Below are 23,441 nucleotides of genomic sequence, written 5' to 3'. Positions count from 1 at the left end.
TCACAGCTCGCCCTCCTGGAAGAATCCGTCGAGCCTCTGCGAGCCCTGCACCACCTGATCGCCGCCCATGACCTGCTCCACGCACGAGGCCGCCAGGGTCTCGATCGTGGCTCCGGCGACGATCCGCGAGACCGGGACCTCGACGCCGAGATCGGCCTTCAGCTCGATGGCGATCCGCAGCGCCATCAGCGAATCCAGGCCGAGCTCGGTGAGCGGTCGGCGCGGGTCGATGCGATAATCGGCGCTCCCATCGATGATCAGACCGGCGATGCGGTTCACGAAGCCGACGATGAGCGACGGCCAGTCCTCGCGAGGCGCGCGCTCGAGCCTGTCTCGAATCTCGCCCTCCGCCGCCGAGACCCGGGAGACCTCCATCTCGTCGGCCTGAATCCCGGAAAGCTCTGCACACAACAACAGGGACCGCGCATCGAGGAGCCGAATCGACGCGGCAGCGTGATCCTCCGTCCGCCAAACCAAGACCAAGACCAAGACCTCACGCGGGAGCGCAGTCGGGATCTCGACACGCTCGATCGCGCGCAGCTGTCCGAGCCGCGGCGGTGTCGCACCGGCATCAAGTCCGCCCAAGAGCTGCAGCCCGCCTTCGATCGCCGCCAGCGGCAGATCGGGTAGGGGCGACGGGGCGACGCCGCTATCGATCTGCAGATCCAGAACGGCGCTCGCCGCGTCGATGCCAAGGCGGATCTCGCGCAGCACCTGCAGATCGGGACCGTATCGGAATCCGAGCTGCTCCCCCGCGCGATAAAAAGCGGCCTTCTCGATCGCGGAATACTCCGAGCGAAGACGCTCGAGCAGCGATTCGTCCGCATCCCGAGTCCGTCCTGACATGCGCCGGAGCTCCGGATGGGGCACGGGCGATTCCGATGCGGCGTGCACCCGCGCCTGCATGAGCAGGCTCCAAGGCTCATCCTCCGAACCTTCGGCGCGACTATGGATCTCGACGACGCCAGACTCGGCGCTCGGCATCTTGACCAAGGTGTGCAGGATCACGCCGGGGTCCGCGAGCCGCTGGACACCGACGAGCCGCAGATCCTCCAACCACAGGCGCCCGCCGGGAGCGGCCCGACGTACCGCCTGCAACGCCGCATAGAGCAGAACAGCGGGCGGGAGGGCATACTCGGCGAGCCCCGGATAGCCTTCGAGCTCCGGCGTCGTGCCGATGGACATACGGGTCTCGAAGCGCAAAGCACCGGTTTCGCCGGGGAGATCCAACAGACGCCCCGGCAAACGCGGCGGCAGCGAATCCGACGGAGCAGCGGCGACATGACGCCCTTCGGCGAGCTCGATCCAGAAGGTCCGGCGTTCGAAGGGCGTGGTCGGCAGCCGGGCCCGCGGCCGCGTCCCGGCGGCGGGCTCCAACCCCGTCCAATTCGGGTCGGCGCCTCGCTCGTAGAGCTGGCCCAAGGTATTCAACAGGGTAATGCTCGGATCGACCGGCGGCTGCATGCTCGCAAGCCAGAGCGCGCTTCGAGCGTCGCCTGCCGCCTCGCGGCCGAGCGCGATCAGCACGGGCTTCGGGCCGATCTCGACATAGGCATCGCAGCCAAGCGTCGAGAGCGTCCGCATCCCGGCCTCGAATCGAACCGTGCTTCGAAGGTGCTCGACCCAGTACGCGGGATCCGTGACCTCATGTCGCACCCTCTGCCCGGTGAGATTGGACACCATCTCGATCCGCGGCTCCGAGAGCCGACACCCCACCACTTGTGCACCGAATTCGGCCAGGATCGGCTCGACCAGGCGCGAGTGAAAGGCATGCGAGACGGGCAGACGACGACAACCGATCCCGGCCTCCATGAGCCGACGCTCCGCGCGATCGAGGGCGCCGACCGGCCCCGCGACCACAAGACTCGCGGGGCCGTTCACCGCGGCCAGGTCCAGCCCGAGCGACGCGAGCGAGACGACGGACTCCAGCCCCTCGGGAGAGGCCGCGACGCTCAGCATGCCGCCACCCGTCGGCAAGGACTGCATCAAACGTGCACGCGCGGCGACCAGTCGCAGGGCATCCTCGAGCGACATCACGCCCGCCACGCATGCCGCGACGTACTCGCCCAGGCTGTGTCCCATCACCACGTCCGGGAGGATTCCACGGCTGCGCCAAATCTCCACCAAGGCGTATTCGAGCGCGAAGAGTCCGGGTTGGGCCCAAGCCGTTTGTTCCAAACGCCGATCGCGAGGATCCAGAACCACCTCGGCAAGCGGCGCATCCAGATCGGGGGCGAGCCCCTCGCAACAGCGATCGAATGCCCTGCGAAACACCGGCTCGGTCGCATAGAGCTCACGCCCCATCCCCGGCTCGTGCGAGCCCTGACCGGTGAACAGAAAGGCGATACGCGGCGCACGCCCCTCGGCACCGGCATGGTCGAAAGCCGCGGAGGCCGCACGCTCGCGCAGTCGATCGCGTGCCTCCGAGCGGCTGCGTGCGACCACCCCAATGCGGTAGCGCCAGTGGTGACGTCCGAGCCAACTGGTCCGGCACAGTGCCGACAGGGGCTCGACGGCGTCGCCGATAAACCCGGCACCATCCCTCATCGTAGCGTCAGGGTGGACAAGCGGCGTAGGGTGGATAAGCGGTGTAGGGTGGACAAGCGAAGCGCAGTCCACCAGCCTCGGCACAGCGCAACCAACCAGCGTTGTGAACGCACCCGGCTCGACGACCCCAGGATCCATCGGGCGATCCACCGAGCGACCTACCGGTCTCTCCTCCAGGCGATCAACCATCCGCAGCGCCGCGGTGCGCAGTGCCTCGGGGGTTCGGGCCGACAGAACCAGCAGATGCGCGCGACCCGTGTCGGCCCCATCCGACTCCGCATTCGGCTCGGTCGCCGAACCCGTTGACTGCGCCTCGGCAAGGATCACATGGGCGTTGGTTCCGCTGATGCCGAAGGAGCTGACCCCGGCGATCCGCCGCCCAGCAGAGTCCCAATCCCGATCGTCCCGGTTGACCTCGAACGGCAGCGACGCCCAGTCGCTGCGCGGGTTGGGTGTCCGGAAATGCAGGCTCGGCACCAGCCGACGGCGGCGCAGTTGCAGCGCGGCCTTGATCAGCCCGGCGATCCCGGCCGCCGCCTCGAGGTGGCCGATATTGGTCTTCACCGATCCGAGTCTCAGGGGCGCCGCCCGCGCCGAGCGAAAGACCTCCCCAAGGGCCTGCAGCTCGATCGGATCACCCAAGGGGGTCCCGGTTCCGTGGGCCTCGAGGTAGCCGACATCGGATGGCACGATCCCCGCCGTACGCAGACAGTCGCGGATCAAGGCGCTCTGGGCGGGACCGCTCGGGACCGTCAAGCCGGAGGTGCGGCCGTCGTGATTGACGGCCGAACCCAAGACGACGGCGACGACCGCATCCCCTGCAGCCAGCGCATCCGAGAGTCGCTTCAGCACCACGACGCCGCAGCCCTCGGCGCGCACATAGCCGTCGGCGCTCGCATCGAAGGTCTTGCATCGCCCGCCCTTCGAGAGGGCATGCGCGTTGGCCAAAAAGACGGTCGTCTCCGGATTCAGCATCAGATTGACACCCCCGGCCAACGCCAAATCGCTCTCGCCGCGTCTTAGGCTATCGCAGGCCAGATGAACCGCGACGAGTGACGACGAGCAGGCCGTATCGACCGCCATCGCCGGGCCGTTCAGGCCCAATGCAAACGCGATTCGCCCGGCTGCCGTGCTGGCCGCATTGCCCGTGGCGAGATAGCCTCCGACCTCCAGACGCTGCGCGGGCGAGAGCCGCTGAACATAATCGGCACTGCTGATGCCGATGAAGACGCCGCTGCGGGAACCCCCGAGACCTTTGGGATCGATGCAGGCGTCTTCGAGCGATTCCCAGCTGACCTCCAAAAGCATGCGCTGCTGCGGATCCAGTGTCTTGGCTTCACGGGGCGAGATACCGAAGAAATCGGCATCGAAGCCCAAGGCGTCGGCAAGAAACCCGCCGTTTCGGGCGGCTTCACGCTGGTCGGCATCGATCCAAGCCTCGTAGGCCCTCGGATCCCAACGCGCGGGCGGGACCTCGGAGATCGCATCACGGCCCTCTCGGAGCAGTTGCCAGAATGCATCGGGCGAATCGACCCCGCCCGGAAAGCGGCAACCGATCCCGACGATCGCAATCGGCTCGTTCCCGGACGCGGGTTCGGGCGCTGAAGTTGCGCGCCCCGGGTCGCTGTCGGCGCACTCGGGAGACGTCCCCGGGGCGCTCGCCAAGGCCCGCGCCAGCCGAGCGATGTCCGGGTAATCGAATGCGAGTGTTTGCGGCAGAGGTCTCCCGAGCAACCGCCCGAGACGCTCGCTGAGCTCTACGCAACCCAGGGAGCCGAGCCCGAGATCGAAAAACCCGGTGTCGGAGTCGAGCGACTCGGGGTCCGCGAGATCCAACAATCCCGCGACCTCGCCCTGAATCATCCCAACGAGATCGCGGAACCGGTGTCGATCCGTCGAGGCGGGTTGCTGCACAGCCGGTCGCAGCCCGGTATCGCCGGGCGTCTCCGGCGGACTGCTCGACGCGATCCCGCCACCGTCGAATCGCTCCTCGGACACGCTCGGCTGCGGGCTCAGGCGATCCGGGTCGATCGTCTGGCCGAGGAGATAAAGCTGAGCCAAGGCGACTTGAATCGTTTGCAGGGGCGGGTGACCCTCGCGATGCGTCGGCACCGCCAACACGCCCTTGCCGCGAAGGGTCTCGCGCACGAACCCGGAGAGCCGCTCGCCGGGGCCGACCTCGACGAAGGTCCGGAAACCGGCGTCGAAGAGCGCAAGGATGCTTTCGCGGAACCGCACCGGCTCATGCCATTGCGCGGCAAGCACCTCGATGGCCGCTGCGCGTTCTTCGGGCAGAGGACGCAGCCGGCTGCAACTCCAAACCGAGATCCGCGGCGGCGAGAGTGCGAGTGCCGCATAACCTCGGCGCAGCAGCTCCCCGGAAACCGGGAAGGCCGGCGTGTGCACCGGACACGCCAAACCCGTCAGACGGTACGCCAGCAGGCCTTGCGCCTTGACCCGCGCTTCGACCCGCCCCAGCACCGCGGACGGACCCCAGAAGACCTTTTGCTGTCGACAATTGTCCAGCGCCATGAACACCGACGGCGGGTCGCGCTCCAGCTCGGGTGCGATGAGATCGACGGCGGCCTCCGTGATCGCCAGCATCCCGAGCGGATCACCGGCGGCGTCGAGGTTCGCGACCGACGCGAAGAGCGGGCTCAAATCGGCCAGGCTCGGCACCATCCCAGACGCCACCAGGGCGACGTGCTCGCCGAAGCTATGACCGACCAGCAGATCGCTGCTTAGGCCGAGATCCCTCATCAAGACCCACATGGCCAGATCGGCCATCAACACGTCGTCGAGCATGCCCGCAAGCTCCGAACCCGACTCCCCGGATACGAGCCCTAACGGACGAGGCCCCGCGACGGCGGCGTTCCAGGCGTCGACCGCAGGCGAGAGGCCGCCCAGCTGCCGTGCAAGCCCGGTATCGCGATGACCGAAGCCCGGAAACAGCACCGCAACGCGGCCCGGCTCCTCGTACCCGGTCGCGTCGCGATAGTAGATTCGGTTTCCCAGATTGAAGCGCGCACTCGAGCGCGTTTCGAGCGCATCGAGTGCACGGGCAACGGCACCGGCAAAGTCGGCCGTGTCCGTAGTGACGATGGCCAGTCGGTGGCTCTCGGGGGGAGCGCCGGACGCCGGAGGCTCGAACGTATCGGCCCCGTGCTCCAGAGCCCCGCGCAGCGCACGGCACAGATCGGCCCGAGCGGGCGCGCAGAGCAGATGGAGCCGGGACGTTCGAGTGCCGACGGGCGGATGACCCACATCGGCCGCGCGGTCTTGTGCGCTCTTCACAGGGAGATGGCTACCAATGGGAAGGTTTCGGTGGATGCGCCGCCCCGCGACAGACGCATAGGTGCTACGGGCTCTGACTCGGATGCGACAGCCGACTCGGATCGTTCAACGGTATTTCGATTTGAAGGCGGTCGGAGGGAACAATATACTGCCGCGCGTGTCACGCCAAGACATCCAGCCGCCTCCAACCTGCGCAGCAGGTCACCGCTTTTGTGAACCCAGCGGGATCGCGACGCCCGCGGGACCCTGTCCCGAACCACAAGCCTCGCCGCTCACGCCCCTGGAACTCTGATGTCCGAGCGCAGTCACCAGACCGATTCCGGGCACGACCGCCGGCCGATCGCGATCACCGACCTGAGCCTTCAGGTCGGCCGTTTAGCCGACGTCTCGGCGGTTTGGAACGGGCTTTTGGCCGGGCGCCCGCTGGAATCCACGACGGCGACGCTCGATCAAGTCAGGTTTCTCTCATCCGTCCTGCGCGGCCTCGCCACGCCCGAGATGCCCGGAAGCCTTGCGATCGTCATCTGCGACAGCTCCGCTCCGGGTGCACCGGTACGCCGTCGCGACCTGGAGGCGACGCTCACCTCGTCCACGTCGGTCGATCTCCGCGTCTGGTCGCAGGGCGGCGGCTCCGAGGCCTGCGCGCGGGCGCTCGATCGTGCAGGCGAGCTCATGCGCGAGGGCTTTTCCCAGGTCATGATCGCCGCGTGCGAGCTCGACCGCGGCGCCGTCGTCGGGCTTATGCCGCTATCCGCCGCGGTGTCCACGAGCACCCCGGTCTTCGCGGTGATCGACCGGGGCGCGGTTCAGCCGGCCGTCCTGCGACTGGGGTCGGAGAGCCCGCCGGCAAAAACCGAGCTCGGCTCGTATTCGGCGGGAGAACGCCCCGCACCTTGGTGGTGGTCTCCCGAGTACGGGCTCCACCTGTCGCAGACCTTCACCAGTGTGCTGCCGCTGGCGGTCGCCGCCCTCGCCTTGCGCGAGCGCATCATCCCGCCCTACGGGCCGCCCCAGTCGGGGACGAGATCGACCGGTGCAACGCCCTGGGTCCACGGATTCGATTCGGGTCCGCGCCGTGCCGATATTGTGCTGCGCACCGATGGCTCGGAGCAGATTGTCCGAGTGAGGGCGGCGGACGAGACCGGCGTGCTGCTACAGGCATCGGTCACCGCCTGGCCGGCCGAGCCGTTCCTGATCGCCGCGGGATCGGCCCCCGCCCTGCGTGCCGAGATCGCGAATCTCGCCGAACGGCTCATGGCAGCCCCCTCGATCTTCTCGATGACCGCGCTCGCCGAATCCGTTTATTGCGCCGAGGGGGCTGCCCGCCTGGGATTCGTCGCAGCCGACCGGCAGGAGCTCGCGGACCGACTGCGGGTCGCGGCCGACCTCCTCGACGGCGTCGGCAGCCCGATGCGTGCAAAGCGCATCGGCGTCCATCTCTCGCTCCCGGACCCCACACAGGCAGGGATGCAGGGGCCGCCCTCCGTCGCCTTCATGGCGCCCGGGATCGGCTCGGCCTATCCGGGCATCCTGCGCGGTCAAGCCCTGAGCTTCCCGCCCGTGATGGACACCTTGGACGACTTCGCAACCGCGTGGCCCGGTCCGGCCGGGGATCTTTGCGCCCGTCTCTATCGACAAGACAGTCCCGCTTCTGCCGCCTGGAACGATTTCGATTGGAGCGGCGCCGTCGGATCCATGGCCGTCATGGCATCGGCGGGACTCCTCGCCCGAGCCGGAGTCGAGCCCGACACCTTGCTCGGCTTCAGCAACGGCGAGATGGCCGCCCTGCTGCTCGCCGGCGCCATGCAACCGCCGCCCGGGATGTCCAGGGAACGGCTGATCTGGGATACCGCGGCCTCGGGCAGGAGCCGACGCTCCGACGGTCTGATTCGAACCGGACGCATGGTGGCCGTTCACCTCGTCGATCAGGGTCGAAAGCGTCTCGCCGAGCTGCTGGAGTGCTATACCGGTCGTGTCTTTCTCGCGATCGACGCCTCGCCGAAACACGTGGTTCTGTTCGGTCTCGCGCCCGAGATCGATGCGGTCATCGCCGCACTCGACGAGGACGCCAATATCTGCCTGCACCTGCCGTTCGACCGGCCGTTCCACACCCCGCTCTATCGCGACGAGCTCGAGCCCTTGGAACGCCTGCTGGCCCAGCTGGGTTATCGCAAGCCGGAAACACGGATCTGGAGTTGTGCCGCAAACGCGCCCTACCCGTCCGATCCGCAGCGCTTCCCGGCAGTCGTCAAGCAGGCCCTGACGGGGACCGTGCGGTTTCGCGAAGCGATCGAGTCGCTTTACGCGCGAGGGCTTCGGACCTTCGTGGAGATCGGCGGGCGCAGCCAACTGGTCGGCTACACCAAGGATGTGCTGCGGCGTCGGCCGGCCACCTTGGTCGGCCTCGATCGGGAAGGCGGAGACGGCGCCCGGATCGTACTGGATGCCCTCGCCACCTTGTTCGTGGCGGGCGTGCGCATCGACCTGAGCCGGTTGCGGCCGGGCCCCGCGCACCGGATGGATTGGGGGATCGTTCCCGAGCCCGACGCCGACGAGCGGAACCTCACCGAATGGGCGCAGGCAAGTCCACCCGAGGCGTGGGGCGAGCAGGATCCCGCCGAGGACACTCGAGCACCGGATTCACCCGGAAACGCGAGCGGATTCGCACACGGGCCCCCGCAGGGGCTCACCCCAGAGCGTATCGCCCTCATGCATCGGCAGCTGGCGCTCACGCGGCAGTTCATCGAGACTCAGGAACGGGTTGCGCTCGGGTTAATCGCCGCCGCCCGAGCCCGGCGACCGCCGCAGGTCGCGCTACCGGAGCGCACATGGCGAGCAACTTCCGACGGGCTCTTCGACGGCCCTGCCCGTAAGGTCGCCGACGCGATCGAGCTCGGCCTGCTGTTGGAGCCGGATCGGGATACCCATCTGGACCATCACCGTCTCGGTCGTGTCCCGGCCGGCGAAGAGTCGCGGCCCGAACGGCCCTTACCCGTCATGGCGATGGTGATGGCCCTCGAGGTTATGGCCCAGGCCGCACGCGAGCTGGTGGGCGGGGGTCGCGGCGAACGGTTCTCCTTTTCGGGCGTGGACGGTCTCCTTGGGAAACGCTGGATCAGTGTTCCGCAGCGGCAATCGCGTCTGTGCATCCACCTACAGCGACGGCATCGCGACGCCGACGGGCTCGAGCGCATCTCCGTCGCACTCTTTACCCCGCCGACGCAGGACGGCGATGCGGTTCGGGAGGCGGTAACCGCACAGGTGGTGCTCGGCACCGAAAGCATCCGGTTGGAACCGGTCGAGACCTGGGGCGAACCGCTCGCGACCGCGTGGAGCATGGCCGACTTCAACCGCCTGGCGCTCTTTCACGGACCGGCGTTTCGCTGTCTCGATCGTCTGATCGCTCTGCGCGAGGACGGGTTGGAGTTGACGGCGGTCGCGCCGCAGCGCGACCGGCTCTTCGGACCACAACGCCATGGCGAGGCGGCAACACCCGCCGCCTTGCTCGACGCCGTCGGCCAGGCTGTGGCCTTCTGGCTCCTCGCGCGCGGAACCCGCTGGTTTACGGCATTCCCGGTCGGGATCGATCGGTATCGCCAGACCGGAGACATCCCCGAATCAGGCGATCGGGTCGCCTGCGCGGTCCGGGTCCGGCAGCAAGGCGATGCGCTGGTCGCGGACGCCAGTTTTGCGCGACCGCACGGACCCGTCTTTGCCCGCGTGGACGGGATGCGCCTCATGGTCTATTACCCCTTTCAACCGATGCTCTCGCGCCTCTATTGGCGCGAGAGTCAACCGCTGTTGACAACCGGCGGATCCGAGACGAACGATCGAAGGCTCGTGCGTGAATGCCCGGATCAACTCGTCAAGGACCTGGACCTCGCGGGCGGAATCTTCGTCGCGGCACTCGCGCGTCTGATCCTCGTGGAAACCGAGCACCAGACCGGGGCTAAAACAGAGGACGGGCTGCCGGCACGCGGCGACACGAAACGCACCGATCTGCTGATGCGTCTCGCGGCCAAAGAGGCCGCCATCGTCTGGCTGAGGGAGCACGAGGGTCACTCGCCCGATCACCTCGACCTTTGCGTGGAGCTGACCGAGGAGGCTGAAACGCAATGGCATCTCGCCCGCGTGCGCCCCTTCGGCGACTGGGTCGAACGGCTCCGCGGGAGGCTTCCACCCGTCAGGATCCAGACGACCGGCGGGCGGATCCGGGCGGTCGTGGACCTGGAGCGGAACGCCTCGAACGACATCGAGCATCAACAATCCACCACACGTGAAACGAGGATCGAATGGACAGCCTGACACCGGCACAGATTCAAGACGCAGTGCTCCAATGCATCCAGGACATCCTGGCCGACACCGACCTCGAGCTCGAGGAGCCTCTCGGTGCGTCCACCATGCTGAACACCGACCTTTGTCTAACCTCCGTCGAGGCGATGGAGCTCTTCGCCATGCTCGACCTGCGTCTGAGCCTGCGTCTGCCCTACGAGGCCCTGGTCATGGCCGACGGTCAGTATCGCGACGAGCTCACCGTCGGGGAGCTTGTCGAGTTCGCGTTCGCGCATCAGGGCGCCCCCGCACCGCGCCCACAGGCGATGTAAGCCCGATGAGCGACGATCGAACGCGCATCGACGGCGGCCGGATCCTAAAGCGGTGACCCCGACGCAGAGCCCTTCGACTCCGCGGATTCTCCTCTACGCCCATGCCCAGCTCGGCGTAGGCCATGTGCAACGCAGCCTGCTGATCGCGGCGGCCCTGATGGAGCAACAGGGCGCGGCCTGCATGCTGCTGGCGTGCCGGAAAGGGCTCGACGGTCTCGATCTCCCGTCCGATCTGCACATCGCGACGCTGCCGGACTGGCCGGCGGCCGACGACCGCGGAGGTCCGGCGCGCGTGCGCGAGCGCGCCGACCGGATCGCGGAGGCCTTTCGGGTCTTTCTCCCGCATGCGGTGCTCGTGGACCATCTCTTTCTCGGGCTCGGCGGAGAGCTCGCTCCGGTGCTCGCATCGACACCGCGCAATCCAGACGCGCCGCTCTTCGCCATCGGCGTCCCGTACGGACCCCGGCCCACGATGCGCGGCCCCCGGAACCCCGGCGTGCGGCGCGCCATCGGTCGCTACGACCTCGCACTCTGCTATGTCGATGCGCGTCACGAACGTCCAGCCGAGGCCTTCGAGCGACAGGGCTACCTGCTGCCCGAGGAGCGCCACGACGTCGGGTATGTCGTGGAGCCCGCGTTCGTACCCGCACCGCCGGGATCGCCGCCCCTAGTGGTCGGCCTCGCGGGAGGTGGAAGCACCGGTGTCGGTCTCTTCCGCTTGCTCGAATCGGCCCTGCGCACCCGGCTCGATCGCGGCGAGATCCGCTTGCGCATCGTCGCGGGGCCTTTGGGCGACCCCTCGGCATCCTGCATCGACGCCTCCCGGATCCAGGTGCTGACCCGGTCACCCTTGCGGCAAGCGCTGGACGGAGCGTCCCTCGTGGTCTCGCGCTGCGGTTACAACACCGCGTACGCGCTGCTGAGAATCAGCTTGCCGATCGTCTTCTGCCCCTATGCGGGAACCGGCAGCGACCAGATCGACCGTGCCGCCGCGCTCGGACGCCTCGAGGGCGTGTGGACCTTCGACGAGCAGGCGGGTGCGGCGTCCCTCGCAGCCCGGATCGATGAGGGTCTGGGCGTTCGCCCTACGGGCCGTGCCGAATCACTGGATTGCGACGGTGCCGAACGGGCGGCCCACGTGCTTGCCTCCCTTGCAAAGAGACGAATTACGCTATGATCCGCCCACGCGTCATCATCAACGCCGACGACCTCGCCCTGACCGATCTGGTCACCGAGGCGACCCTGGAGACCGCGACCCGCGGCGTCCTGTCTTCGACTACCGCAATGGTCTGTGTCCCCGGGGCCGAGGGTCGGCTGCGCAGGGTCGCCGACAGGCTCGCGGGGCGGATCGGTTGTCACCTCCAGCTGACCGGAGGCCGACCCTGTCTCGATCCGCGCGAGATCCCGTCGTTGGTGGGGCCCGACGGGCAATTTCCCGATCATCGAAGCGGACTCGGTGCCTGTCATCCGGATGAGGTCGTTCGGGAGTGGGACGCTCAGATCGCGCGCTTGCACAGTTGGGGGATCGAGCCGACCCATCTGGACAGCCACCACCATGTGCATTGCCGGCGCGAGCTGATCCCGCCGTTTGCCGAGGTGGCGGCCCGCCATGGACTTCCCGGGCGCGCGTGCGGCACGGGAGAGGCGCGGCGTCTAAGAGAACTCGGGGTCAAGACACCGTCCGACTTGCTCATGCTCTCCGGCGTGCGGCCGCTGACCACGGCATTGGTCATGGGACGACTCAGGCTTGCGCTGAGAATGGCCGGCCCCGGATCGATCGTCGAGCTGGGTTGCCATCCGGGATCTCCGCAGGATTCGGCACTCGCGGCGATCTCCAGCTACGTCGAGGCGCGCGTCGAAGAGACGCGGCTGCTCTGCTCCGCGGAGCTGCGCGAGGCGCTGGACAGCGAGGGCATCCAGGTTGTCGGCTTCGCGGCCCTCGGCACCTGAAGGCCCCGAGAGCCCTACGGCCTGCTCGACCAACCTTGCCGAGCCCGCGACCAACGCATCCGGCGCCGGCGCAATTTGTGAGATCAACGAGATCGAATCACGCATGTTGAACCCATCCAACGAGTGGCTACACGCCCTGATCGGCTGCGGGCGCGTCGCGCCGACCCATGTAGACGCGGCCGGATATGCGGCACCCCTGCGATTGGCCTACGCCGTGGACATGGATCCCGAGATCGCCGGCGCGTTCGCGGCTCGCTGGGGTCTGGCGCCCGCCGAATTGGACCAGGTGATGGCGGATGCCGCGGTGCGCTCGGTCTCGATCTGCACGCCGCACGATACGCACCCGGATCTGGCGTTGCAGGCGTTGAGCGCCGGCAAACATGTCCTCCTGGAGAAGCCGCCCACGCTCGACCCGTCTGGCGTGCTCGCGCTCGCCGCGGCGGCGCGTTCGGCTGACCGATTGGTCTTTCCGATCACGCAGCACCGTTTCGACCCGCTCGTAACCCTGGTGCGAGAGCTCATCGCCGAAGGACATCTCGGTGCACTGCGCATGGTCCGGGTCTCGTTGGAATGCGTGCGTGACCCCGCCTACTACGGCGCGAGCGACTGGCGCGGAACCTGGGCGCGCGAGGGCGGCTCGGTTCTCATGAACCAGGGCTACCATTTCATCGACATGTTGATGTGGTTGGCCGGCCCGGTCATTCATGTCGAGGCGATGATGGACACGCTGGGGAATCGCGAGGTGATGGAGACCGAGGACAGTCTTGTCGCCGCACTGCAACTCGAAAACGGTGCACTCGGCACGGTGGCCATTACCGGTGCCGCCGGATCCGCCTGGAGCAACGTCATCGAACTGATGGGCGATCGCGGCATCGTGGCCTTCGATCTGTCGACCCCCGCGCGTCTTCACCGTTTGGAGCTGACATCCAAGAAGGCGCTCAAACACTGGCGCTCCGCGTTCGCCGAGGCGCAGAAGACCAACGAGATCCCGTTGGGCGTGTCGTATTACGGGGTGTCGCACCGGGACCAATTCCGGGCCCTGACGGGCGCGGTGGAGGGCACGCCGGATCCGCGCGCCGCGACCCTGGAGCAGGCCGCCGAGGCGGTACGGGTGATCCAAGCGATCTATGCGTCCGCCCGAGGCGAGCTTGGGTCGACCGCGACATCGCCGCTCTATGCGCGGGCCTGACCTCATGACGATCGAGCCCTCGGAGAACTGGCAAGATGTCCACGAGAGCGACATCGAGGCGGTCGCTCGCCTGCTTCGACGCGGCGAGATCTCGATCGTCAGCGGCGGACATCTGGCCCGTTTCGAGAAACAGTTCGCCGCCTTCGCCGGTGGACGGCACGCGGTGGCGACGAACAACGGAACCGCGGCGATCCATGCCGCGCTCTGGGCGGTAGGCGTGCGCTCGGGCCATGAGGTCGCGGTCTGCGATTACGGCTTCCACGGCATGGCGGCCGCCGTGCGATCACTCGGCGCCGTGATGGTGCCGGTCGATGCGGAACCGCTCGGCCTGACGCTGGATCCGCAGGATCTGGCCCGAGCCGTCTCCGAGCGGACAGCCGCGATACTGGTCCACAACCCTTGGGGGGTTCCCGCCGACTACACCGCATTGCGCGCCGCAGCACCTGGGATCCCGCTGGTCGCGGATGCCTCGCACGCCCACGGCGCGCTCTATCGCGGCGAGCCCCTGGCGGCCCATGCCGACATCGCCTGCTTCTCGCTCGGGCGGGGAAAACTCGTCTCAGGCGGGGAGCTCGGATGCGCCGTGACCCGTGACCCGGAGCTGCACGAGCGGATGCTGGTCTACGGCCACGTCAACCGCGTCCCGGGCGACCTGAAGACCCTCGACTGGGCCGGATCGGCGGTCGGCTTGAAGCTGCGACCCCATCCGGTCGCCTTGGTGCTGGCGCTCGGTCAGCTCAAGCGCTACCCGGAGAAGCAGGCGCTGCAGCGTGCGTACGCGCGTGGCGTCGAGGCGATCGCAGGCGATCTCGGTCTGGTCCCTCTGCAACCCTGCTGCGATGCCGAACGCGTCTATTGGCGCATCGTCCTCGGCGTCCCGGAGGGCCTCGCAGCCACACCCGAGGAGGTCGCGGCCATCGCCGAGCGTCTGCGCCGAGCCGGCGTGGCGATCGAGCCGAACCACTACTGGCCGACCCTCCAGCATCAAAGCTTGTTTGACTGGGAGGACCACCGCGCAGGTATCAGACGCCGTCACTGTCCCGTCGCGGCACGGATCGCCCCGCGCCTCCTCACCCTTCCGGCCCGGGTACAACCCCCGGCCGACGCACTGGAACGTCTTCGCGAATGCCTGACCGCTGTGCTCGCGGGCGACGACACACGCACGACCTCCCCCGTTTCAACCGGAGAGACTCCCCCATGAAGTTCCTCGTCATCATGCGCCCCAATGGGCAACCCTATCAGATCGAATCCGAGCAGGTCCGCCAATACGCCGGCGAGGTTCGAGCCGCGCTGAGCAGCGGCGACGTGGAGGCCGCCTATGCTTTCGTCGCCGGCGGCGGGGCCTTTGTGACGAGCGCGGACAACTCACGCGATCTGCTGCTCAAGGTGCGGATGAACCCCTACTTCAAGGCTAGTCATGTCGAGGTCATCCCGATCGTCGATGCGGATGTCTTCCTGGAAGGCCTTGCCGACTACAAGGGGCTCTAAGACGCCCGTGCCCGACCCGTTTCGCTGCGTGTTCGGATGACCGCGCGCAACCCCTCCGTTGGAGACGTCATGAAGCATCCGATCGAGCAGGCGTTCGTCTGCCTGTGCCTGAATCCCGCCGAGCTTCCCGGCGGCTCCATCCTGCCGGCGGCGGCCCGTGCGGGGCACCTCGGCGTCCTCGACCTCACCCGTTGCGGCCACGCCGCCTTCACGCGTGCCGTCGCGGATGCACCGCCGTCGGCGGGTCTACGCCTGCGCCCGGAGCAGGTCGAGAGCGTCGTCCGAGAGGCCAGTGTGCAGGGACGACCGCTTCTGATCGCCGACGCCGATCTTGTCTGCGCGGACCGTTTGATCGATGCCGCCCGCGTGGCCTGCAAAAGCGGCGGAGCGGTCTGGATCGAGATCCCGTCGGTGGCGATCCTGGACGCCGTTCGAGCCTCCGATCTGCGCCCGGAGGGCCTCATCGTGCGCGGCCAGGAGAGCGCCGGCTGGTGCGGCGAAACCGGCGCACCGGTCCTCCTTCAGGCGGCTCTCGCGGTCGGGATCGGGCCAGTGATCGTTTACGGCGGTCTCGGCATCGGCGGCATGGCCGCCTGCCGGGCTGCCGGTGCGGCCGGCGTCGTCTTGGACGACCAGCTCCTGCTCCTGCGCGAATCGCCGCTCGGCCCCGAGCATCGCGGTTGGCTCGAAACCCAGAGCGTGGAAGCCAGCCTGCTCCTCGGCTCCTCTCTGAAGGCCCCCTGCCGCGTCTTGCAGCAGTCGCGTTTTCGGCAAACGAAGCCGGCACGCGATCTGGCGATCGCGTTGGAGGGCCAGGACATCGGACCGGAGCAGGCACGCGCCGAATGGCGTCGATCGATCGGGGAGCGGCTCGGATTCGGATCGCCCGAAACCGCATTGTGGCCGGTCGGACAGGGGCTCGGCTTCGCGGAGCGGTTCGCACGCGAGTATCGCACCCTCGGGCGGCTGCTGCGGGCCATCGAAAACGCGATCCCGCGGATGATCGAGACTGCGGCGACCCAGGGAGCAACACGCCGCGGCAGCACCATGGCGGGGCGCCTCGGCGTGGCCGACCCGGTCGTCCAAGGCCCGATGACCCGCGTCAGCGATACCGCCGAATTCGCCGACGCGGTTGCCGGCGGCGGCGCTCTGCCGACACTCGCGCTGGGTGTCATGCGCCCGAGCGAGATCTCCGCGCTCCTCGGACGCTGCCGCGAGCGGCTCGCCGGCAGGGCCTGGGGCGTGGGCCTGCTCGGTTTCATCGAGCCGAGCCTCCTGGAGGCCCAGATCGAATGCCTGCGACGGATCGCGCCGAGCTACGTCGTCCTTGCGGGCGGCCGCCCGGATCAAGCCAAGGCGCTGGAGGCTATCGGACTCAAGACCTTCGTCCATGTACCGACACCGGCGCTTCTCGAGCGTTTTCTCGGCGAGGGCGTGCGTCGCCTGATCTTCGAAGGCCGCGAGTGCGGAGGACATGTCGGGCCGATCGGATCCCTGCCGCTGTGGGAGATGGCGGTCGAGCGTATCCTCGCGTCCAAGGGGGCGGACATCAAGGACCTTGAGGTCCTGTTCGCGGGCGGAATCCACGACGCGGCCAGCGCAGCCATGGCGGCCACCGTCGCCGCTCCGCTGGTCGCGCGCGGAGCAGCCTGGGGGATGCTCATGGGAACCGCCTATCTCTACACCCGGGAGGCCGTGGATCGCGGTGCCGTGGTTGCGGGTTTCCAGCATGCCGCCTTGGCGTGCCGCCGCACCGTCACGATCGAAAGCGCGCCTGGGCACGCCAATCGCTGCATCGACACGCCCTTCGTCGACCTCTTCTTGGCCAATCGCCGGACGCTTCTGCAGGCTCAGCGCTCGATCGACGAGACCCGCGAGCAACTCGATGCACTCCTGCTCGGACGGCTGCGCATTGCGACAAAGGGGATTGCTCGGGAAGGGGAGCGGCTGATCGAAGCCCCTTCGGAGCAACAGCAGCGAGACGGCATGTTCATGATCGGGGACTGTGCCGTCGTGAAGGACGAGCTGACCGACATCACCCGCCTTCATCGCAGCGTCACCGAGGATGCGGCACGATGGCTCGAGGCCAGCGCGGCCGAGGCGACGGCGCTGCGCGGTGCGGATTCCGCTCGGGAGGCGAAGCCGAGCGATATCGCCATCATCGGCATCGGGATGCTCGCGCCGGGCGCGGCCGACGTCGAAGCGCTTTGGGACGTCATTCTCGCCGCACAACCGCGGACCCGCGAGATTCCGGCAGGGCGCTGGGACTGGCGGCTCTACCACGACCCCGAGGGCCGTGACCCTGATGCGAGCGTATGCCGCTGGGGCGGCTTCTTCGACCCCGTCCTGTTCGATCCACTGCTGTTCGGCATCCCGCCGAAATCGGTCGGCAACATCATCCCCGCCCAACTCCTCATGCTGGAGATGACGCGACGTGCCCTCCTGGATGCCGGATACCCCGACGGCGATTTCGATCGGGAGGAAACCGCCGTGATCTTCGGCGCCGCGGATGCCGCCGGGTTCACCGGGGACGCCATTCGTGCCCGCGCCATGGCGCCCGTCGTTGCCGGCCCGCATGCCGCCGAGATCAAGGCGCGCACGCCCGAGCTGGCGGACGAGACCTTTGCAGGCGGCCTCACCAGTGTCGTCGCGGGTCGGGTCGCGAACCGCTTCGATTGCGGCGGCCCGAATCTAACGGTCGATGCCGCCTGCGCATCGGGGCTGACAGCCTTGGACATCGCCGTTCAATCGCTGGAGTCCGGTCGTACCAATCTCGCCCTTGTGGGCGCCGTGGACGTCGGCCAAAGTCCGGGGTCATACACGGGATTTACGCGCACCGGCGCACTCTCTCCCACGGGTACCGAGCACGCATTCGACGCGTCCGCCAACGGCTTCGTGCCGAGCGAAGCCGCAATCGTGATGGTGCTCAAGCGTCTTGCGGACGCAGAGCGCGACGGGGACCGGATCTACGCCGTGGTCAAGGCGGTCGGCGCCTCGAGCGACGGGCGCGCGATGGGAATGACGGCGCCTCGCACGGAAGGCCAACTGCGGGCGATGCGCCGTGCCTACCTCAAAGCGGCGATCCCGCTGTCGAGCATCGAGTTGTACGAGGCTCACGGCACGGGGACTCGGGTCGGCGACCAATCCGAGATCGAAGCCTACAGCGGGCTGCTGGATACGGGCGGCGTGGGAGCCGAAAGCTGCACCCTCGGGTCGCTCAAATCGATCCTCGGCCACGCCAAGACAGCGGCCGGCTTGTTGGGTTTGGCCAAGACGACCTTGGCCCTTTACCATGGGGTTCTACCCCCGCATTACGGCGTCACCGACCCGATTCCGGCGTTGGCGCGCTCGGGGTCGCCCCTGCGATTGCTGGACGCACCCCGTCCCTGGCTCGATCGACAGTCCCATCCGCATCGCGCCGCCGTCAGCGCCTTCGGCTTCGGCGGCACCAACAGTCACGTCGTCTTGGAAGAATATCGCGCACTCGGCGGCCCGCCCGCACCGTGCGGCGGCCACCGCTGGCCCGCCGAGCTGTTTGTGTTTCACGGGCCTGATCGCGCGCGGTTGAGGGCGCAGCTCACCCATCTGCAGGACTGGCTCGCCCGCGGCGCAAAGCCGCCTCTGCGCACCCTGGCGGCAGCCTGCGCGCAGGCTGCAGGCGATCCGCGCACGGGCTGGGTCGCAACCGCCGTGGTCCCCGACCTGGGGCGACTCGCCGACGCCCTCGCCGGCCTGATGGATGCGCTGGACGAACCCGCACGCCGCCTGCCGAGCGAGCTGGGCTTGGAGCAACGCTCGACCGACGGCGTCGACACCGTCGCCTTTCTGTTCCCCGGCCAAGGCGCCCAGTACGTCGGTATGGGACGGGCACTGGCCCTTCATGCCCCGCCTGCCCGAGCGGTCTTATCGCATGTACGCGCGCGCTTGGAGGGCAAGCTCCCGCTTGCGTTGGACGACTACCTCTTTCCGCCGTCGGTCTTCAATGCGTCCGACCGCGCTCGCCTCGACGAGCGATTGATCGACACCCGTGTGGCACAACCCGCTATCGGCGCCGTCTCGGCGGCCTCGGTCGCCTATCTGCAGCATTTGGGCGTGATCCCGGACATGGTCGCCGGTCACAGCTTCGGCGAGCTGACCGCACTGCATGCCGCAGGCGTGCTGTCACTCGACGACTTCATCGACCTCGCGACCGCGCGAGGTGGCTTGATGGCGGCGGTCAACCGCCCCGGTGGAATGGCTGCGGTCTTTGCCGAGCGCGAGGCCGTCGAGAGCGAGCTCCGCCGATACCCGGGGATCGTGCTCGCCAATCACAACAGCGACAAGCAGGTGGTGATCTCCGGCCCTGCCCCGCAGCTCGAGGCCGCCTGCGCCGGATTGGCCGACAAGGGCTGGCGCGTCATGAGACTGCGGGTGTCGACGGCCTTCCATTCGCCCTTGATGGCAGAGGCGAGCGATGCCTTCGCCCATGACCTTTCACGCATCTCCCCAAGTCCCGCCCGGATCGCGGCCTACTCCAATATCGACGGCCGGCGCTTGGAGGGCCCAAACGTCGCCGCCCATCTGAACAGCCATCTGACTGCGCCGGTCGAGTTCGTCGCGATGGTGCGGCGGATGATGGACGCGGGGGCACGCGTCTTCGTCGATGTGGGTCCGATGGAGACATTGGCCGGTCTACTCGGGACGATGGACCTTCCGGAGGATGTCCGTATCGTCGCGCTCGACCCCGGCAAACAGGGGATGCCCGGTTTCCTCAAAGGGCTCGCCGCACTCTGGCGCGCCGGTCGGCCCATCGATCTCGCGCGCCTGTTCGACGGACGGGTCGAGCGGATTCGCGGCATCGACGAGGTGTGCCGGGCCGCCTTGGCGCCACCCGTCCGACCCACCTCCTGGATGGTCGACGGGCACATGGCCTGGCCGGTCTCGGAGAACGGCGACGGCTCTTCAGAGACCTCGCGATGGCGTGCGCTCAAGCCCCTCTACGACACCGATTCGCTCGCACGCGAACAGGCCGAACGGGCGCGTGAAGCAACCGAATCCGCGCGCCTTCAGCCAAGCCGCTCGCCATTGCCGGCGGTCGGTGACGACGCCGGGGTTGCGGGCATTTATCAGGCTTACGCCGAAACGGTGCAGGCCTTCATCGCCAGCCAGGAGCGTATCTTCAGCGCACTCGTCGGCGGCGATCTGCCCGCCCCGGCGAGCCTCTCGCAACCTGCTTCGATCCCCGGGGCGGTCGCCCGACCGTCGGTCACACCGGCTTCAGAGCCGTCTCGCGAATCGGTGCCCGTCGAGCCCCGCCCGGCGCCGACCTCGGCGCCGCCTGCGCCGAGCGCACCGCCGTCGCTGGATCCGACACGGATCCTGATGGAGACGGTCTCCCGGGTCACCGGCTACCCGGAGGACATGTTGAGCTTGGACGACGACATGGAGGCCGAGCTGGGCATCGACTCGCTCAAGCGGCTCGAGATCCTCGAATCCTTTGCGCGCGCGCTGCCGGGGGCCGGCACGGGCAACCTCGACGTCGATAGGCTAGCCCGTATCCGCACCTTGCGGGGGTGGCTCGAATCCGCCGAATCCGTGCCGCCCGTAAGCATGCCGCCCGGCGGCGCGCAGACAACCGGCGTCCGCGTAGCCGATCGGCCCGTCCGAGCCGACGTCAGTACAGGGAACACCATCGATTGGGCCGAGGCCATCCTGCGTGTCGCGTCCGAGGTCACCGGGTATCCGGCCGACATGCTCGATCTGACACAGGATATCGAGGCCGACCTGGGCATCGATTCGTTGAAACGCATCGAGATGGCGGACCGCCTCCGAGAAGAGATTGCGGGGCGCGCCGATGTCGACATCCACGCCTTCTCGGAGGACTTGACCCGGCTTCGACATCTCGGGGAATGGGTCTCTCGACTCTCCCGGGCCAAAGAAACGACGCAGCCGACCACCCCGTCGAAGGCGCCCTCTGCAGCACCGCCGCGAAGTACCGTCGATGCCTGTCCACGCTATGTCATGGCGCCTGTAGAACAGCCCCTCTCGACGTCGAGCGATGCGCGCCTGAGCGGACTCTACATCGTCACGCGCGACCGACTGGGCGTTGCCGAGGAGCTCGCAGCCCTCCTCGAGCTGCGGGGCGCCTATGCCGGACTGGTCGAGGCCGGCGACGACCTCGATGACACGCTCGCCGCGCTGCGCTCGGCCTATGGCCCCGTTCAGGGCATTGTGCATCTCGCCGGGCTGGATCAGGGAGATCACGTCGATTGGGCCGATGCCTGCAGGCGCAGCGTGCTGGACCTCTTCCGGCTCCTCCAAGCGGTTCGCAGCGACTTCGCCCGCTCGGATCGCACTGAAACGCGATGGATTCTGTCGGCGTCCGCTCTGGGCGGACGCTTCGGCCGAGACGGAAGGCTGCTTGCGGGATCGCCTGTCGCAGCCGCACCGCTCGGGATCTTACGAAGCCTCGAGCATGAATGGCCGTCGCTTCACACCCGTTGCCTGGACTTCGAGCGGGATCGGCCGCCCCTCGCCGTCGCGGATACACTCGTCAACGAGCTCCTCTCTCCGGGCGGTGCGACTGAGGTCGGTTACCTGCAAGGTGAACGCTGGTCGTATTCCCCGCGTCCGGCACCCCTCGCCCACACCGACACGGACGGCGCCGAGCTTCCCCAGGATGCCGTCATCCTAGCCACGGGCGGTGCCCGAGGCATCACCGCGTCGCTGGTCTGCGCGCTGGCGCGTCCGGGCATGCGTGTGGTCTTGATCGGCCGACAAGCGCTCGAAGATGCCTCGGCGAGCGACGGCGGCGAAGAAGAAACCCCGGCGGAGATCCGCACGAGGCTCATCCATGCGGATCGCGCCGCCGGACGATCGCGCCCTCCGGCCGTCATCGAGCGCGAGGTCGGCGCCGTCGTCCGGCACCAAGAGGCCGTCGCGACGCTCCGACGGTTACGCGCGTCCGGGATTCAGGTCGAGTATCACGCCTGCGACGTTCGCGACTCGCGTGCATTCGGCGCCCTGATCGAGGCGCTCCAGACGCGGCTCGGGCGTATCGATCTCCTGCTGCACGGGGCAGGCGTGATCGAAGACCGACTGCTCGTAGACAAGACACCGGACTCCATCGCCCGTGTCTTCGAAACCAAGGCCAAGTCCGCACATACGCTGATGGCCCGCCTGGACCCCGAGCGACTGGGAACCCTGGTGCTCTTCGCCTCGACCGCCGGGCGTTTCGGAAACCGCGGCCAGAGCGATTATGCCGCTGCCAACGAGACGCTCAATCGATTGGCTTGGATGATGCGGGCGAAGTGGCCGCAGACCCGTATCCTGGCGATCAATTGGGGGCCCTGGACGGGGGTCGGGATGGCGGATGCGAAGGTCCAGGAGCGATTTGCTCGGCAGGGCATTCCGGTCATCACGCCCGAAGCCGGCGCGCGCTTCTTGATCGCGGAGCTGGCCGCCGGGGCGTCGGATGTCTGCGAGGTCATCGCGGGAGACGGTCCGTGGGGCATCGCGGGCAAGACCCGACAGGCGACGGATCACGGAGCCTCCGAGGTAAGGCTCGGCGAGGGTGCAAATGTCTAGTACCCCGTCGGCGCGGGTGCCGGCGGAACCGGTCGGGCTGCGGCTCGTCAACGAGCAGCTCGGCACCGAGCCCTTAGTGGTCCACGCGCACGGCCACCATCGCAACCATCCCCATTGGCCTCCGATTCGCGACGCCTTCTTCCGTTCGGCCCCGGCAACGATCGGTCCCTCCGCGCGTGTCACCGTCATCACCTGCAACAACGGCGCGCAGGCCATGGGACTGCTCGAACGGGGGCTCGAGCATTTGGGCGTGCCCTATCGGGTCGGCGGGCAAGGTGTTCGCGACTGGGTCAACGCGCGCGACAAACCGCGGACGATTCGCGCCTTGCTCGATACGATCGACACCCCTTACGTCCTCTACGCAGACTCGCGGGACGCCCTGATCCTTGGCAACCCCGAGATCCTCGTGGATCGGTTCGAGGACCACTTCGCGACCGGTATCGTCTTCGGGGCCGATCGTCTGAGCTGGCCTCCGCTGCCGCGGTTCAAGCGTTTCGAGCGCGCGATGGCCGCCGGGCAGCCGGGTGATTGCCACTACCTCAACGGGGGGACCTGGATCGGCCGGACCGCGTTTTGTCGCGACCTCTTCGCCGCCGCGCTCGAGATTCCCGCCGCCCCCGAGGCCCCCGATTCCGAGCAGGGAATCCTGCGCACCCTCTGGATGGAGAGGCCCTCGGACATCGCCCTCGATTACCGTTGCCGCATGTTCCAAAACATCGGCTTTGTCGCTGCGCCGATCTTCCGCATCGACACCGGGCACACCACGGATGACACATGATCGGGCCGAGATGAGACACGATCGA

At 68.0% G+C, this 23,441-nt stretch carries 10 protein-coding genes; 9 read left to right on the top strand and 1 reads right to left on the bottom strand.

Going from position 1 to position 23,441, the window contains the following annotated elements; all coding sequences use genetic code 11:
* On the bottom strand, positions 1 to 5,841 hold the full coding sequence (locus LT988_RS25265) for a type I polyketide synthase (protein ID WP_269752047.1): 5,841 nt from the start codon (positions 5,839 to 5,841) through the stop codon (positions 1 to 3).
* A 291-nt stretch (positions 5,842 to 6,132) separates the two neighbouring features.
* Here LT988_RS25265 and LT988_RS14665 point away from each other — a divergent pair, with 291 nt between their 5' ends.
* The 9 genes from LT988_RS14665 (at position 6,133) to LT988_RS14625 (ending at position 23,416) form a co-directional block, all read left to right on the top strand.
* The gene (locus tag LT988_RS14665; RefSeq protein WP_232406304.1) at positions 6,133 to 10,146 is read left to right on the top strand and encodes an acyltransferase domain-containing protein; all 4,014 of its coding nucleotides are present in this window, start codon (positions 6,133 to 6,135) and stop codon (positions 10,144 to 10,146) included.
* Positions 10,134 to 10,445, top strand: coding sequence for a hypothetical protein (locus LT988_RS14660; RefSeq protein WP_232406303.1), 312 nt, complete (start codon positions 10,134 to 10,136; stop codon positions 10,443 to 10,445). Before LT988_RS14665 ends, LT988_RS14660 begins: the two co-directional genes overlap by 13 nt.
* A gap of 52 nt (positions 10,446 to 10,497) precedes the next feature.
* Positions 10,498 to 11,622 carry a glycosyltransferase gene (locus LT988_RS14655; RefSeq protein ID WP_232406302.1) on the top strand — a complete coding sequence of 375 codons (1,125 nt, stop codon included), beginning with the start codon at positions 10,498 to 10,500 and terminating at the stop codon, positions 11,620 to 11,622.
* Entirely contained in the window at positions 11,619 to 12,395 is a 777-nt protein-coding gene (locus LT988_RS14650; protein WP_232406301.1) for a ChbG/HpnK family deacetylase, read from the top strand. The genes LT988_RS14655 and LT988_RS14650 overlap by 4 nt, the downstream gene beginning before the upstream one ends.
* A 103-nt stretch (positions 12,396 to 12,498) precedes the next feature.
* Positions 12,499 to 13,584, top strand: coding sequence for a Gfo/Idh/MocA family protein (locus tag LT988_RS14645; RefSeq protein ID WP_232406300.1), 1,086 nt, complete (start codon positions 12,499 to 12,501; stop codon positions 13,582 to 13,584).
* A 4-nt stretch (positions 13,585 to 13,588) separates the two neighbouring features.
* Positions 13,589 to 14,785, top strand: a complete 1,197-nt coding sequence (locus LT988_RS14640; protein ID WP_232406299.1) for an aminotransferase class I/II-fold pyridoxal phosphate-dependent enzyme — start codon at positions 13,589 to 13,591, stop codon at positions 14,783 to 14,785.
* A complete protein-coding gene (locus LT988_RS14635; RefSeq protein WP_007192413.1) occupies positions 14,782 to 15,072 on the top strand; it encodes a hypothetical protein in 291 nt (96 codons plus the stop codon). Before LT988_RS14640 ends, LT988_RS14635 begins: the two co-directional genes overlap by 4 nt.
* A gap of 69 nt (positions 15,073 to 15,141) precedes the next feature.
* Positions 15,142 to 22,638, top strand: a complete 7,497-nt coding sequence (locus tag LT988_RS14630) for a type I polyketide synthase (protein ID WP_232406298.1) — start codon at positions 15,142 to 15,144, stop codon at positions 22,636 to 22,638.
* Positions 22,631 to 23,416, top strand: coding sequence for a glycosyltransferase domain-containing protein (locus LT988_RS14625; RefSeq protein WP_232406297.1), 786 nt, complete (start codon positions 22,631 to 22,633; stop codon positions 23,414 to 23,416). The genes LT988_RS14630 and LT988_RS14625 overlap by 8 nt, the downstream gene beginning before the upstream one ends.
* The last annotated feature ends 25 nt before the right edge of the window (positions 23,417 to 23,441 follow it).

It is taken from the genome of Thiocapsa bogorovii (genome assembly GCF_021228795.1).
Classification (GTDB): Bacteria; Pseudomonadota; Gammaproteobacteria; order Chromatiales; family Chromatiaceae; genus Thiocapsa; species Thiocapsa bogorovii.
This window is presented reverse-complemented; position numbering and strand designations above follow the sequence as displayed.

What these genes read in the sequence shown, in the direction of transcription:
- LT988_RS14665 (WP_232406304.1), top strand. Translation starts at nt 6,133, where the DNA reads ATGTCCGAGCGCAGTCACCAGACCGATTCCGGGCACGACCGCCGGCCG.
- LT988_RS14660 (WP_232406303.1), top strand. Translation starts at nt 10,134, where the DNA reads ATGGACAGCCTGACACCGGCACAGATTCAAGACGCAGTGCTCCAATGC.
- LT988_RS14650 (WP_232406301.1), top strand. Translation starts at nt 11,619, where the DNA reads ATGATCCGCCCACGCGTCATCATCAACGCCGACGACCTCGCCCTGACC.
- LT988_RS14645 (WP_232406300.1), top strand. Translation starts at nt 12,499, where the DNA reads ATGTTGAACCCATCCAACGAGTGGCTACACGCCCTGATCGGCTGCGGG.
- LT988_RS14640 (WP_232406299.1), top strand. Translation starts at nt 13,589, where the DNA reads ATGACGATCGAGCCCTCGGAGAACTGGCAAGATGTCCACGAGAGCGAC.
- LT988_RS14635 (WP_007192413.1), top strand. Translation starts at nt 14,782, where the DNA reads ATGAAGTTCCTCGTCATCATGCGCCCCAATGGGCAACCCTATCAGATC.
- LT988_RS14630 (WP_232406298.1), top strand. Translation starts at nt 15,142, where the DNA reads ATGAAGCATCCGATCGAGCAGGCGTTCGTCTGCCTGTGCCTGAATCCC.
- LT988_RS14625 (WP_232406297.1), top strand. Translation starts at nt 22,631, where the DNA reads ATGTCTAGTACCCCGTCGGCGCGGGTGCCGGCGGAACCGGTCGGGCTG.